The following is a 13668-nucleotide window of genomic DNA, read 5'->3' as shown; positions in this document are numbered from 1 at the left end:
AAAATAAGTACAAGTATGATAAATAGTAGGCCCTGCAAGTTTAAGACTACTGATTTATATTTTATCCAAGATATAAAGCCCGTTTTTAACACGGGCTTTACTTATTCTTAATCTACTTAAAATAGGCTCAACCTATTTAAAAATAATTAAAAACGGGAGATATTACCGTCAACAGTAATATAAAGCAGGCCTGCTAAATTAATAATTACCGTCAAATAATAGGCCAGACGAAATTCAGACTTTTGGGTCTTATGATGCAGTATGTTTTGCGCAACCATTGCTCCTACCCAACCTCCAAGCACACTCAATAGATGCAAAGTCGTTTCTGGTGTACGCCACTTGCTATGTATTGCTGCTCTTTTATCTTTTACATATACCCCATAAGTTACTACGCCAATAAAGGCATACCAACCCACTATCAACCATGTAAGATTGCCAGTCATTGCCATAATGGCAAGCACGACATAGAAACCTAGACCAATGATTAACTGACTTTTCTGTTTATCTTTAAAGCTAATCTGCCTTCGAGATCGTCTTGTAATCTTTTTTTTCATCATCATCTCATTGAAATATAAAACTATTACATCTATTTTTTATACTTTAGTAGCGCTTGCATATCACTATATATGCCACCATTAATCAATCGTACTCTACTATGTAGCAACAGTTATATTAATCCATTTTTGTTATCCTAATGACACCTTAAACCTTTGCACTGACTCAACTATAATGATAGATAAAATTTTGAATAACTCTAATAATATGCCCCACTCATTTGAAAACACCAGTAACCATCCTTTTACGGTAGGTATTATTGGTGGCGGTGTTGCTGGGTCTACCATTGCTATTCGCTTAGCAGCTTTGGGGGTTCAAACCTACTTATTCGAAACCAAAGCCAGTTTAATCGATGGCCCGCCTATGTGCCACTTACATGCAGGTGGAAACCTATATCGAGAAATTCCTGATGAAGATTGCATCGAGCTGTTAAAACAATCAGTCGATATGTTACGCATGTATCCTTATAGTATAGACGTAAGGCCAACGATTATCGCTATCCCCTTACGCGACAACGGTAACCCTGAAGATCTACTACCCCGTCTGCATTTGTTGACTGATGTATATCGTCAAATGATTGCTACTGACCCTGATAATAAAGTACTAGGTAATCCTGAAGATTACTTTCGCTTATATCAACGCCAGGACTTAGAGAGGCTAATAAACCCTGACATACCTTTAACAAGTAATACCCACCCTCATGAAACGGATGAGTGGGTAGCTGCGGCAGCACGGCAACTAGACTTAGATAAACTTAAATATCCAGTTGTGGCTGTCAGAGAATATGGATGGAATATATTCCGACTAGCTGCCTCTGCTCATATTGCGTTAAGCCATTATTCAAATGCAAAAATATTATTAAATGCACGGGTAACCAGTGTGCGTGCTCAAGGAGAGGATTCGAAAAACTCCTGCTCAAAATGGCAAATTAACTATCTAAAAACACATGAGAAAGATAATAGTTTTTATGTCAAGCCTGCAAATAATCAGCCACAAAGCATAACTGTTGATTACCTTATTAATGCTTGCGGATTTAGAACAGGCGAGATTGATAATATGGTGGGAGTCCCAGCCAAACGCATGGTGGAGTTTAAAGCTTCTTATGTTGCATTTTGGGACAACTCTGAGCACGCTAAAGAAGATAATAGGGTCAATAGCTCTATGAGACTTCCAGAAATTATTATCCACGGTAAACGGGGCACACCCAATGGGATGGTACAGCTTACCCCTTACCCTGATGGTTTTTATCAAATTCATAGCATGGGCAAAGATGTCACTTTATTTGATGATGGTCTAGTGACCACTAAACAAAACGATGCTCAGCCCAAACTCAAACCTACCTATCTGGATTATATTGAAGCAGGCTGGGATATTGAAAAACTGCATGAACGTAGTCAACGTGCAATTAACCAAGTCAGTGAATTCGTTCCTAACTTTGCGACGGCAAAACCCACTAACAATGCATTATATGGTGGGCAGCAAATTCCTGGAGAAAATGATACGTTGCGAGTTGCCGATGTCAGCCTCTACCCTGATATGAACTATGCTCGTGCAGAAAACGTAAAAGCGTCCTCTGCACTATTGGCCGCTGATTACATATGTAATCAATTTAACAAGCAAAATTTATTGCCTTCTAATGCGACACTTGAGCCTGCCCGACAGCGGCATAACTGGGAGTACTTACAGTATACGACCAAAGCCGATATTGATAAGTTATCTAAGACCCTGGCCCTTGAGCGTAACTTTCCACAGGCTATGTCCAGAGTGGTAACTTCACATGACAACGTATCAACTAAAAGAGGGCTATAATATGTCAACTTATCTATATAACCCTAGCTATGATATAACATTAAATCTTGTCAATATCTATAGAGTCTTCAATGTTCACATACTTATTTAATAAACCTATTGCAGATTCTATATCATTGCATACCACCAACCTTTCTAAGTCTTCAGGCTTCATGAATCCTTGCTCAGCCGTATGCTTTAAGTGCTCAATCATGCGGTCATAAAATCCATTGATATTTAATATAATCATTGGCTTCTCATGTTGATAAAGCTGGCGCCAAGTGGCAATTTCCATGATTTCTTCTAATGTCCCTAATCCTCCAGGCAGGGTTATAAAAGCATCCGCGTATTCTGCCATAATGGCTTTGCGCGTATGCATAGTATCAGTAAGATGTAGCCTCGTGAGCCCCTCGTGTGCCACTTCGTAATCAAGCATAAAGGTAGGTATTACGCCTACTGCATTGGCGCCGCCTTTAATAACCGTGTCAGCTACTGCACCCATTAGACCAATACTGGCACCGCCATAGACCAGTCCCATGTTATTTTTTGCTAAAGCAGCGCCTAACTCTCTAGCTGATGCTTCATATACTGGATTATTACCAATACGAGAACCACAGTACACCGCAACCAGACGTTGATTGATCGAGGCTTTATCCACTACCTCTCCTACACGCTCAACATCTTTACTGGTAATCGCTTTATTTTCAACTGGGTTGGCAGCTGTTTTAGAAATCTTTGCCATATATAAAAATTACCTTCATTAATTGAGTTTTAAAATTATTTTTAGTTTGACTTATTTTCAGACAGTTATTTTAAATGGAATAGGTCTTTCTAATTGCTTGGTCGTTCAAAATAATGACTAATTATAATAACACAGGTAGTGGTTGTCACATTTATCTATCTGAATGTTTATAATCAAGGGATTCTAAATTCGCTAGCAGGAGACCTAGCGACTATAATATACGTAGTACATCTAGGTAACACCGTAGCGGTTTAAACGTTAACCAACTATAGTTCAGTTTAACAACAACTAGGCTACTGACTAGAATTAACGACACTTAGACCAGATAATTTTAATTGTATGCAGCCGCTAGAAGGAAATTAGCATGGCCAAAATCAAAGAGAAACCTATCAGTTATGAGGTAGACAACTTTCAGTTAACCGTCATAACTGGACGTAATCAACCTTTAGCGGCAACCTTATATCTGCCCAAAGAGTCTCAAAGTGACCACATTAAAAATGTCATCATGATAGCACCTGCAACCGGAATAAAACGTGGATTTTATAATAGTTTTGCTACCTATCTAGCGAGCCAAGGGTTTGGTGTCATTACTTATGACAACGAAGGCATTGGCGACTCCTTGACTTGTCCACTATCTAAATGTGATGCCACATTAATCAGCTGGGGTCGTCATGATGAAACGGCTATCTTAGAGGCACTACAAGATAAATTCCCAAATGCAAAATATCATCTGATCGGTCACAGCGCTGGAGGACAACTCATTGGCCTCATGCCTAATTATCAAGCCATAACCTCTGTTGTAAATATTGCTTGCTCTTCAGGGCGTATTAAAAATATGGACTTCCCTTTCAAGGCACAAGCTCTGTTTTTCATGCAATGTGCTATTCCTATAAGCAACCTACTACTTGGCTATACCCCATCTGACAAATTTGGTATGGGCGAACCGCTACCTTCAGGGGTTGCCAAGGAGTGGAGAGACTGGTGCAATGGTAAAGGTTATGTGAAAACGGCATTTGGCAAAACGATATTCACCCATTATTATGATGAGTTTTCAGCACCTGCACTATGGCTAAACTTTACTGACGATGATATTGCCAATGCTAAAAACGTAGACGATATGCTAGCTGTGTTTCCCGCTATGCCGGTTGAAAAACACAGGATACATCCTAAGGCATTAGGATTACCGCATATAGGGCACATGACCTTTTTTAGTCGTAAAACCTATGCCAAAGCACCTAAACTATGGGGTATGGTTACTGATTGGATAGAAAATCATGGTCAATAAGCTAAATTAACTATCATAAAAAAACAATTTGAAACAGTCCTAATCTATAACAACCTGTGGTTATCTCCTTTTCTCAGCCTTATCATTTAATTATATCGGTTAACGGTCGTTTGCCTTCTCATCCGCTACCCTCTTTTGTAGAGCAGAATATAAAGAAGGTGTCAGGTTATCAATATTAGCTAGCATCCATTTTACGTAACTGAGGGGTACACTACTAATCAATTGCCCTTTATATTTACCAAAGGGCATTTTAATGATTGGATTAGCAGTATTGGATATTTTGTGTGCGGTCTCAAAATCTGTATAGTCAAACTGCAAACGCTCACAGCAAGCTTTATATAGCAAATAACACATACGCGCATCTCCCAATGCATCGTGCGCCGCCGCAGTCATGGCAGCCGCTTTATCTTTACCCATTAATTGTTCAATACACTTAGACTGTGAATACCCCTGCCATCCAGGAAAGGCTGCTCTCGCCAAACGAACCGTACAGATCAGCTTAACGTTCGGTCGCCCTATTACCCCCCAGTCAAAGCGCACATTATGGCCTATGAGATAGTTTGCCAACGTGAATCTCTTCAAATCAAAGGCTTCCATACCAGCCACATCTTCGTTAGTAATTCCGTGGATTTTAGTGACAAAAGGCGATATAGGGCGACCACTATTGAAGTAAGACATCCATTCATAACCGCTATGCACCTCTATTGTCGCCACTTGTATAGGTCGTGGATCACGCCCTTGATCAGTTTCAGTATCAATGATTAGAGCAAAGGCACTCGTAGTATTGGCATTCGTTGTGATGGTATTGATGGCACTGGGATTGGTGGCGTTTTCTGACATAATATTTAGACTGTATTGGCATTAATGGGTTAAGTTTGATTATTTTCAGTTGTTTTCATACAAGGTATAGCTATTGTGTATAGCGACTCTCTTGTTATACTCATAGCTTAACCTTAACAAAGCTATGCCAATATGAATACAGCTCCGCAGCAACCTTGGCTCCAGTACAAACGCCCGTTTGTTAGAGACTTAGCTTTTGCCATCGCATGTCCTGATGCCTTACGCCATTGGATCTCGCCTAATCCAAATACGCCTTCTCCTAATATAGAGGTACATAAAGAGTGCTTTTGGCAGCAAAACTATCTAAATTATGAAAACCGTTTACAAGAATTAGACAATACAAAGCAATACAAGGTATTAACCCGATATCTAATGTCACGTCCAAGCCCCTATCGTCTTGGTTTTCATTTTGAGGGTTTGCTACATTTTTGGTTAGAAGATGGTTATCGATTAAACAGACATCCCTATCAGGTTCTCGCACACAACATACAGCTATACCGTGAGAAACAAACCACTGGCGAGTTAGACTTCATCCTACGCAATCATGATACTAACGAGGTAGAGCACTGGGAACTGACGATAAAGTTTTACTTAGGGTCGCCACCTTACGACTTCGTCAATTGGGTAGGTATCAACTCTCGAGACAATCTTGAACGCAAGATGACTCATATGCAAACCAAGCAATTTCGTAGTATCTGGGTTGATATGGACTTCCACGAGACAGTTAAAATCGATAAACGCTTTGTCATTTTAAAAGGTAGATTTTTTCAACCAGAAAATAGCTCATCCCATCAAACATTCGTAAAACCCACTTGGTTAACGGACAGCTTCCCCATACACCAATGGCACGTTATAAAAACACCCAGTGACTTTGTACATCTGAATATGCCAAATTTAAGACCGGCTCATTACATTGAATGGTTCACAGTGCGACCCTTTTATAATGCTAACTTTCTTACTGCGAAAGGGGCAATGACTACAGTACCGCAAATAAGCCTGCCCCCAAACTCCTTATATCATTCAACACAAAATAAAGACAAACATTTTAAGAACTGGCCTCACGCTCCCTTAACCTTTGATGACTTAGATACCAACTTATATATGAATGACTTAGAGCCTGTGGTGTTGGTCATTGATAAAGCGGAAGGTAATTAAATCTTGCCTCATTCAATTATGATTTTCTACAAAAGTCTTGCGTACAATAATTAAGCTTAAAATCAAAGCTTAAAAAGCCCCAGAAATCATTCTGAGGCGTTCATCTTTTTGCAATACGAGGGTATGTGCTCATCATTGACAAGAACTTAGTTTTTATAGGCTAGATTAACGCACTAAACGCCAAACATTGACTTGTCCAGACTTAGTTTGGGTCAATAAATAACCCGACTCAGCCTGTAACTGATTGATAGCACCTTTCGTACTTATGCGGCTAACAATACGACCATCTTCTGGAGAAAGGAAGTGCACAACACCTTCCAAGTCACCAACTGCGATATAATTACCAATGAAAACAGGGTTGCTCAGCTGGCGATAGGCTAACGCATCGGTTTTCCATATTAACTGACCAGTCTGACGATTGTGCGATTGAACCATTCCATCGAGGGTAGTTGAAATGACAGCATTGCCACCCACGGCCAAGCTATTTTTACTGGCAGTATCTTGTAAAAATAACACCTGCCCACTATTTAAATCAAAACCAATTAACTGACCACTATAAGTAACTGCGAATAACTGACCATCTTGGACGGTTGGGGTACCATCAATGTCTGTCATACGCTGAATTTCACTAGCTCCTGATGGAATACCAACGCGGCGAGACCATTTAGGAATACCTGTCTCAATATCCACCGCATGTAAACGACCATCCGCACTTGCTAAGACAGCTGTACGAGCATCAAGTAGAGCTGGTTTCGCACTGCCACGCACGCTAATGCTAGGCGTTTGGGTAGAAAACTGCCATATCGGATTACCATTCTGTAATGATAAGCCATGCATGTTGCCATCATTACCAGACAATATGACACGATTATTATGAATCAGTACTGGCGCAAGTACTGTACCATCGAGCTTAGCTTGCCATTTAATTTTGCCATCAGTGGTATTAATGGCAATGACACGTGCAGATTTTGTTGACACTATGGCCGTATTGCTGGCATCGTCAAAACTTACGCCACCAACGATATCCTCATCAATATTAACACTCCATAGCTTATTACCTGAAAGATTATAGCTATCAATATTACCCGAACCAGATGCCGCTACAATCTGTTGACCATTAAATCCAACTTCAAATCGATCAACGTCTGCTAGTTTAGAGCTTCCATTAACAGAGGTGGATACAACAGGCGCCACAATATTCAAAGACTGCTCAAGCTGCATCAGCTTGGTTGGCTTGTTAACTTCTGGTTTTATGGTCTTACCACAACCACTGGCTAAAGCAATGGCACCACATAAACAGGCTATCTTAAAAGCTTGAATGGCAACATGGTTAGGCGATTTTTTAGTTTTGTCTTTATACATATGCGGCTCTGTTTTAATAAATAACAATAAGGATCAGATGGGTTAAATTAAAAATTAGCGTTATATACTACGGCATATCCTAATCATTAACTCTCATTCACTTAAATAATAGTACAAATAAAAGATAGTTAAGGGGGGAATGAACAATCTTGTCTAGGCAAGCACAATTACTGCTAATTCATTTCAGACTCTGTAGCATCTACATTAGCATTAGCAGCGTCAGAAACGTTTGGCAACTCTGCTTGATTAACTATACTGGGTGGTTGTTCAATTGACTCAGGTGTAATGCCTAAGCTTTCAATCTTTAGACGAAGTGTAGGACGTTCCTCTTGGCGCTTTACTAGCATACTCCAAGCATTTTTATAAGAACGAATGGCGTCATCCTTTTGATTCTTAGCCATATAAATATCACCCAGCAACTCTTGCTGGCTAGCCTCAAATGATAACGGTACATCCGTTGAGGCTTGTTTCATTGCTTCCTCAATGTTTCCGCTACCAAGCAAAACAGTAGCATAGCGTAGCTGAGTAATTGCGTGTAACCCTGGATCATCTAGATCAATGCTAAGCGCTTGTTTCAAAGCTGCTATTGCCACATCCATGTCATTACTATCTGTTGCATTTCTTGCTTTAAGCATCAGCGCTTGCCATGCATATACCGTTGAGCCGTGTTCTGCCACTAAAGCATCAATATCTTTATTTAATTGCTTAATCGTTTCAGCATCTAAGGGCACGCTGGGATCTTGAGCCAATCGTATCGATTCATTAGACTGTTCAATAGATGCATATTTTTCTGCAGCAACGGTATCTGGATCTACATTAGCGCTTTGCAGATAAACCCATCCAAAGTACCCAGCTAATGCAATAGCAATGGCACCGATAATGTAGCCAGCACTTTGCTTCAGTTTTTGCATAGCCTGTTGATCGACATTTGCATCACGTTGTGGCGATACGGGATTTGGACTTTTAGCCATAACTCTACCTAACCTAATATACAAACTACATCATTGTTTAAACGATATTGAAACAATTATTAAAACCACTAAAAAAGACTTGAGTTAGGCCTTTTAAAGTACAAAATTTTCAGCGCTATGTAGCCATAGGGTAGCATGGCTTTCCTGCTCACCTGTTTCCATTGTTTTAACACTAATAAGATGATTTGCAACTTCATCTTGCGCTAAAATCACTGTCAGTTTAGCACCAGACTTATCTGCTTTTTTCATCTGTGATTTGAGACTTGTGGCGCTCGCCATTTTTACACGTAGCTCTGGACGCGCCTCTCTTAGAGATTGCGCATATTGCAGACCCTCTGAATATACTTCAGGGTGCACTACTACAAAGATATCACATGGTGTAGTGGGAGCCATTGGCGCAACAGCTTGGATTAATAATAACAGGCGCTCAAGCCCAATGGCAAAACCTGCGGCAGGCTCTGATTTTACAGGTTTGGATGTATCATTCGGTTTCCCTATAGACTTCAACTGACCAATCAGTCCATCATAACGGCCGCCAGCACATACGGTAGCTTGAGAGCCAAGCTTATCAGTAACCCATTCAAATACCGTTTTATTATAATAATCTAATCCACGTACGAGGTTATGGTTAATCTCGTATTGGATGCCTAAAGCATCAAGATAGCTTTTTAACTGCTCGAAATGTTCGGCGGTTTCATTACCTAAATAGTCATCTAAACGAGGTGCAGCTGCGAGTAGCGCTTGCGTGTTTTGATCTTTACTATCTAGAATACGTAGGGGATTAGTGGTTAGACGGCGTTTGCTATCGTCATCCAAATCATCCTTTCTATCCTTTAGATATTCAACCAATGCCGTGCGATACGCCCGCCTTTCATCCAACTCACCCAAACTATTTATTTGTAGAGTCAACTCATGATCTATGCCCAGTCGCTTCCACATTAAATAGCTCATCGCTATCAATTCGGCTTCTATATCGACATGTTCACTACCAAATGCTTCTACACCAAGCTGATGAAATTGACGATAGCGCCCTTTTTGTGGCTGCTCATAACGAAACATAGGCCCCATATACCAAAGTTTGGGTGTATCACCTCGCAATAAGTTGTGTTCGATGACGGCACGCACTGCACCAGCTGTCCCTTCAGGACGCAATGCAATATGGGTGGGTGGATCAGACTTATCCGTAAAATTAAACATCTCTTTTTCTACGATGTCTGTCGCATCGCCAATAGCCCGTGCAAATAGCTGTGTTTCTTCAACTATTGGCAGACGCATTTCTTCATAGCCGTATTGGTCTAAAACACCACGCAGTACCGTTTCTAACCGTCGCCACTCACTGCTAGGGCGGCTAGCTGATGTTTCAATGTGGAGAATATCGTTGAAGCCTTTAATTGACTTAATCATACTTCTTACTCAGTTTTTAATTTTAAAATCTTATGTGTATTTTATTTAGATATATAGGTCTATTTTTACACTATTAGGTAGTCAAACTATGTCATTAAATAATAATAGATGGTTTAACATTAACTAATTCCAGATCTATCAAGGTAATAATTTATCAATCTTAGTATTTATCTATCTTAAATCATGTACAGCTTAAAGTCTGTCCACCTTTGAATCCATCCAGCTTAGTTTGAATTTATCCAGCTTAGTACGTTACTGAATTATAAGCCTGAACTACCATCTACTCTTAATATTTCACTGGCAGCTTTTGCTTCTGCATGTGCTACCCGCTCACGCACCATTTTTTCAATATTTTCTACAAGCGTCGTCGTATCAATTAAATGACTCTTTTCACCCTCTAAATAAACCAATGAGTTTGGCGATGCACCTACCACTCCGATGTCTGACTCTTTAGCTTCACCTGGCCCATTTACTTTGCAACCAATAACCGATACATCCATTGGAATACGTACATCCTCTAATCGTGCCTCAAGCTCATTCATTACTCGAATGACATCAAACTCTTGACGTGAACAGCTAGGACAAGCAATAAAGTTAATACCATTAGCACGAATATTAAGCGACTTTAAAATATCGAAACCCACTTTGATCTCATCTTCAGGCTCGGCCGCTAAAGAGATACGAATGGTATCACCAATACCATCTAGCAATAAACCACCAAGTGCAATAGCAGATTTAACCGTACCAGTACGATATATACCCGCTTCGGTTACCCCTAAATGTAATGGATTATCAATTTTTTGTGAAAGCAAGCGGTAAGCATCTAATGTCAAAAACACATTGCTGGCTTTAACCGATACCTTGTATTGATCAAAGTTTAAGCGTTCCAAAAGATCAATATGGCGCATGGCTGACTCTACCATCGCCTCACCTGTTGGCTCTTTATATTTACGCTGGATATCTTTTTCAAGTGAGCCGGCATTAACACCAATTCGAATGGGGATATTGTGGTCACGGGCACAGGCTACCACTTCCCGAACCTTTGCGTCATTACCAATATTACCGGGGTTGATACGCAAACAATCAGCACCTGCCTTAGCAACAGCCAAGGCTATTTTATAATCAAAATGCACATCCGCAATCAATGGCACACTGCTGCGCTTTCGAATTTCTGCAAAAGCTTCTACCGTTTCCATAGTCGGGGTAGACACTCGCATCATATCGGCACCAGCGTCCACACATCGCTCAATCTGTGCCACTGTGGCATCGACATCACAAGTGTCTGTATTGGTCATACTTTGCACAGATATGGGCGCATCGCCACCAACGGCGACATTACCAACATATATTTTTTTGGTTTTACGACGTTTGATAGGAGAGGATGTTGACATAATGCTTCTCAGTTGACTGAAAATTAGGTTGGGGGGTTTTATTATGCCCTGTTGACTGCGTTGTATAAAAATATACTAATTTCATAAGCGCTATAAATATAATAAGTGCTACATACAAACTTCAATAAGCGCCATTAATTATAAGAGCTATCAAGTGACGACCTTAACCTTTTAAGTTCCGATTAACTCAAGAACTGATTAATGTCGTTACCCTCTTTAATTACTAAGTGATAAGTTAGTAAAAAGTTATTGATCTCTAAATTATCAAGGTGCTAACGTAAAATCGGCTTTATTGTCTTTAGCAAACTTATTCAGCTGGATAGGCTGTTTATTTAGATTAAGGGTCACTCTAGAAACATTATCAATCTGAACTTTAAAAGGTGGCTTACCAGATAAATTATAGGCACCGCGAGTTTGTTGACCCGTTAACAGACGGTTGCCATCGGCATCGGTAACGTTAACGTTAGTATTACCCATAATCCAAAATTCTAAATTGGCTTCATCAGCATTGACTGCTTGATCATCATTGGTAGTATTGCTGCTGATATTTGTGCCATTAGCTTCAGCATTTTTTTCCACATTGCTTTCGCTATTATTCAGATTCAATGCCGAGCCACTACTGTCTAAATTAACTGCACTTCCTGTACTAAGCGCTGCACCTGCCGATTGTTCAGTATCTGATAGATCATCCACTAAAGCGGCACTATTACCTTTGACCGCATTGGCATCTTCAGCACTGGTTACCGTACGAATCAAAAAGACAGCCAAAGCAATTAATGCAACCAAACCGATAACCAATAATGGATTAAAACGAATAGAGCGCCTGCCCTCTCGTTGCAATGTACCCATTGGTCTAAGCGGCGACTCAATATCGTTAACGCTCTTCTTTTTCAGGTTATCTGGATAAGCACGATTAAAACTCTCCGCAATTTGATCTGGATCTAAATCTAGGAATTTAGCATAGTTCACCACAAAGCCCCGAGCAAAGGCAAGCTGAGGTAGCTCGGAAAAGCTTTCACTTTCAATGGCTTCAAGGTGGCGTTTTAAAATAAATAATTCGCCTGCCACATCATCGAGGCTCAAGTCTTTGCTAACCCGAGCCTGCTTAAGCTGCTGTCCAAAAGAGTCAGTAGCTGATTTGATTGTGTCGGAATGTTTGGGAGTTAATGACGCTCGATTATTTATTTCCATGGTGCCTCTGGGTTACGAATCCAGCCTTTTAGCTGAGTTGCTTCCTCGCTCAGTGGGAAGTCAGCCAAAAGCTGTTGCGATAGTTCTTCTTGGGTATATCTATTATTTTGTGCATGGGCAAGTTTAATGCCTTGCAATAGAATACGGGGTATTTTATTGGCATCCTTTGCAAGCAGGATGAGTGTTTCATCGTACAAGTCTTGTGCTTGCTCAATACGGTTACTATCAATCAATAGATCTACCAGTTCAATATGAGCGACCAAACTGTTACGATTACCTTCAAGTGCCCGCACAAAAGCTTGGGTAGCCAAAGTTTTATTATCTACCTTCAGCGCAGTACGTCCTAGATTTTCCAGTGCGCCAATACGGCCTTCATAGCCAAGCGCCGCCCCTGCTAGTTCAAATTGCTTAAGAGCGTCTTCATTTCGACCAACTTGCGATAAATAAACGCCATAATTATTACGTGCTTGCATGAAATCAGGGTCAATAGCCAGTGCTTTTTTGAAAAACGAATCCGCCTTTTTAAGATTGACACTGCTGCCTTCCTTTTGCAGCAAAACGCCCATCATATCATAAGCGGGTGCATATCGATTATTGGCTGAAAATGCTTTTTCTAACTGTCTCTGCGCTGCATCTAATTCATTATCACGAATATACTGGGCGGCCATGCGGGTACGAACTTCAGCAATTTTATCAGGATCGGTTGCCTTAAAACCTGAATTTTGCCCATTACCCACAGAATAATTTATGTTGCTTAAGCTTTTTGCGTCAACACTAGGGGCTGACTGACACGCTGTTAAGCCCACGCTCAGTGACGACAATACGACCATGATCATGTGGTTGACTCTAGCCGCATCCTGATTGGAGAGAGCTAGGCCTAGCTTACTACTACTCTTATTGTCAGTAGAACCCATCATTATCTTTTTAACACCTTTTTTATTATACCAACTCTAAAATAATAATCCTTTAGACCTGCTATGCTTA

General features: G+C 40.4%; 12 protein-coding genes. 3 read left to right on the top strand and 9 right to left on the bottom strand.

What is annotated here, in order from left to right; genetic code table 11:
* Positions 1–146: 146 nt before the first annotated feature.
* Positions 147–554: a DUF1294 domain-containing protein gene (locus AC2SLN_RS01670; RefSeq protein ID WP_486548823.1), complete on the bottom strand. Its 408-nt coding sequence runs from the start codon at positions 552–554 to the stop codon at positions 147–149.
* Between the two features lie 190 nt (positions 555–744).
* Between AC2SLN_RS01670 and AC2SLN_RS01665 the strand changes: the two genes are divergently transcribed.
* Complete coding sequence (locus tag AC2SLN_RS01665) at positions 745–2364, top strand: FAD-dependent oxidoreductase (protein WP_486548824.1); 1620 nt, start codon at positions 745–747, stop codon at positions 2362–2364.
* Between the two features lie 40 nt (positions 2365–2404).
* Here AC2SLN_RS01665 and AC2SLN_RS01660 read toward each other — a convergent pair whose 3' ends face one another.
* Positions 2405–3085: an LOG family protein gene (locus AC2SLN_RS01660; protein ID WP_486531721.1), complete on the bottom strand. Its 681-nt coding sequence runs from the start codon at positions 3083–3085 to the stop codon at positions 2405–2407.
* A 364-nt stretch (positions 3086–3449) separates the two neighbouring features.
* On the opposite strand from AC2SLN_RS01660, the gene AC2SLN_RS01655 reads away from it, so the two are divergent.
* Positions 3450–4370 carry an alpha/beta hydrolase family protein gene (locus AC2SLN_RS01655; protein ID WP_486548825.1) on the top strand — a complete coding sequence of 307 codons (921 nt, stop codon included), beginning with the start codon at positions 3450–3452 and terminating at the stop codon, positions 4368–4370.
* Positions 4371–4469: 99 nt separating this feature from the next.
* On the opposite strand, the gene AC2SLN_RS01650 is transcribed toward AC2SLN_RS01655, so the two are convergent.
* Positions 4470–5210 (bottom strand): 3'-5' exonuclease, encoded by a 741-nt coding sequence (locus AC2SLN_RS01650; RefSeq protein ID WP_486548826.1) that lies wholly within the window; start codon positions 5208–5210, stop codon positions 4470–4472.
* A gap of 132 nt (positions 5211–5342) precedes the next feature.
* On the opposite strand from AC2SLN_RS01650, the gene AC2SLN_RS01645 reads away from it, so the two are divergent.
* Positions 5343–6365, top strand: coding sequence for a DUF1853 family protein (locus AC2SLN_RS01645; RefSeq protein WP_486548827.1), 1023 nt, complete (start codon positions 5343–5345; stop codon positions 6363–6365).
* A gap of 165 nt (positions 6366–6530) precedes the next feature.
* Here the strand turns inward: AC2SLN_RS01645 and bamB are convergent, their stop codons facing one another.
* The 6 genes from bamB to AC2SLN_RS01615 all read right to left on the bottom strand — a co-directional run bounded on the left by bamB (position 6531) and on the right by AC2SLN_RS01615 (position 13601).
* A complete protein-coding gene (gene bamB, locus AC2SLN_RS01640; protein ID WP_486548828.1) occupies positions 6531–7727 on the bottom strand; it encodes an outer membrane protein assembly factor BamB in 1197 nt (398 codons plus the stop codon).
* A gap of 173 nt (positions 7728–7900) precedes the next feature.
* Positions 7901–8698, bottom strand: a complete 798-nt coding sequence (locus AC2SLN_RS01635; RefSeq protein WP_486548829.1) for a YfgM family protein — start codon at positions 8696–8698, stop codon at positions 7901–7903.
* Between the two features lie 93 nt (positions 8699–8791).
* Complete coding sequence (gene hisS, locus AC2SLN_RS01630; RefSeq protein WP_486548830.1) at positions 8792–10102, bottom strand: histidine--tRNA ligase; 1311 nt, start codon at positions 10100–10102, stop codon at positions 8792–8794.
* 260 nt (positions 10103–10362) lie between these two features.
* Positions 10363–11493, bottom strand: a complete 1131-nt coding sequence (gene ispG, locus AC2SLN_RS01625) for a flavodoxin-dependent (E)-4-hydroxy-3-methylbut-2-enyl-diphosphate synthase (RefSeq protein WP_486548831.1) — start codon at positions 11491–11493, stop codon at positions 10363–10365.
* Between the two features lie 264 nt (positions 11494–11757).
* Entirely contained in the window at positions 11758–12684 is a 927-nt protein-coding gene (locus tag AC2SLN_RS01620; protein WP_486548832.1) for a RodZ domain-containing protein, read from the bottom strand.
* On the bottom strand, positions 12675–13601 hold the full coding sequence (locus AC2SLN_RS01615; RefSeq protein ID WP_486548833.1) for a tetratricopeptide repeat protein: 927 nt from the start codon (positions 13599–13601) through the stop codon (positions 12675–12677). The genes AC2SLN_RS01620 and AC2SLN_RS01615 overlap by 10 nt, the downstream gene beginning before the upstream one ends.
* Between the last annotated feature and the right edge of the window lie 67 nt (positions 13602–13668).

This window comes from Psychrobacter sp. CX90 (assembly GCF_057396305.2).
Note: the sequence above shows the minus strand (reverse complement) of the source record. Positions and strands in the feature narration are given on the sequence as shown.

What these genes read in the sequence shown, in the direction of transcription:
- AC2SLN_RS01670 (WP_486548823.1), bottom strand. Translation starts at nt 554, where the DNA reads ATGAAAAAAAAGATTACAAGACGATCTCGAAGGCAGATTAGCTTTAAA.
- AC2SLN_RS01660 (WP_486531721.1), bottom strand. Translation starts at nt 3,085, where the DNA reads ATGGCAAAGATTTCTAAAACAGCTGCCAACCCAGTTGAAAATAAAGCG.
- AC2SLN_RS01655 (WP_486548825.1), top strand. Translation starts at nt 3,450, where the DNA reads ATGGCCAAAATCAAAGAGAAACCTATCAGTTATGAGGTAGACAACTTT.
- AC2SLN_RS01650 (WP_486548826.1), bottom strand. Translation starts at nt 5,210, where the DNA reads ATGTCAGAAAACGCCACCAATCCCAGTGCCATCAATACCATCACAACG.
- AC2SLN_RS01645 (WP_486548827.1), top strand. Translation starts at nt 5,343, where the DNA reads ATGAATACAGCTCCGCAGCAACCTTGGCTCCAGTACAAACGCCCGTTT.
- bamB (WP_486548828.1), bottom strand. Translation starts at nt 7,727, where the DNA reads ATGTATAAAGACAAAACTAAAAAATCGCCTAACCATGTTGCCATTCAA.
- AC2SLN_RS01635 (WP_486548829.1), bottom strand. Translation starts at nt 8,698, where the DNA reads ATGGCTAAAAGTCCAAATCCCGTATCGCCACAACGTGATGCAAATGTC.
- hisS (WP_486548830.1), bottom strand. Translation starts at nt 10,102, where the DNA reads ATGATTAAGTCAATTAAAGGCTTCAACGATATTCTCCACATTGAAACA.
- ispG (WP_486548831.1), bottom strand. Translation starts at nt 11,493, where the DNA reads ATGTCAACATCCTCTCCTATCAAACGTCGTAAAACCAAAAAAATATAT.
- AC2SLN_RS01620 (WP_486548832.1), bottom strand. Translation starts at nt 12,684, where the DNA reads ATGGAAATAAATAATCGAGCGTCATTAACTCCCAAACATTCCGACACA.
- AC2SLN_RS01615 (WP_486548833.1), bottom strand. Translation starts at nt 13,601, where the DNA reads ATGATGGGTTCTACTGACAATAAGAGTAGTAGTAAGCTAGGCCTAGCT.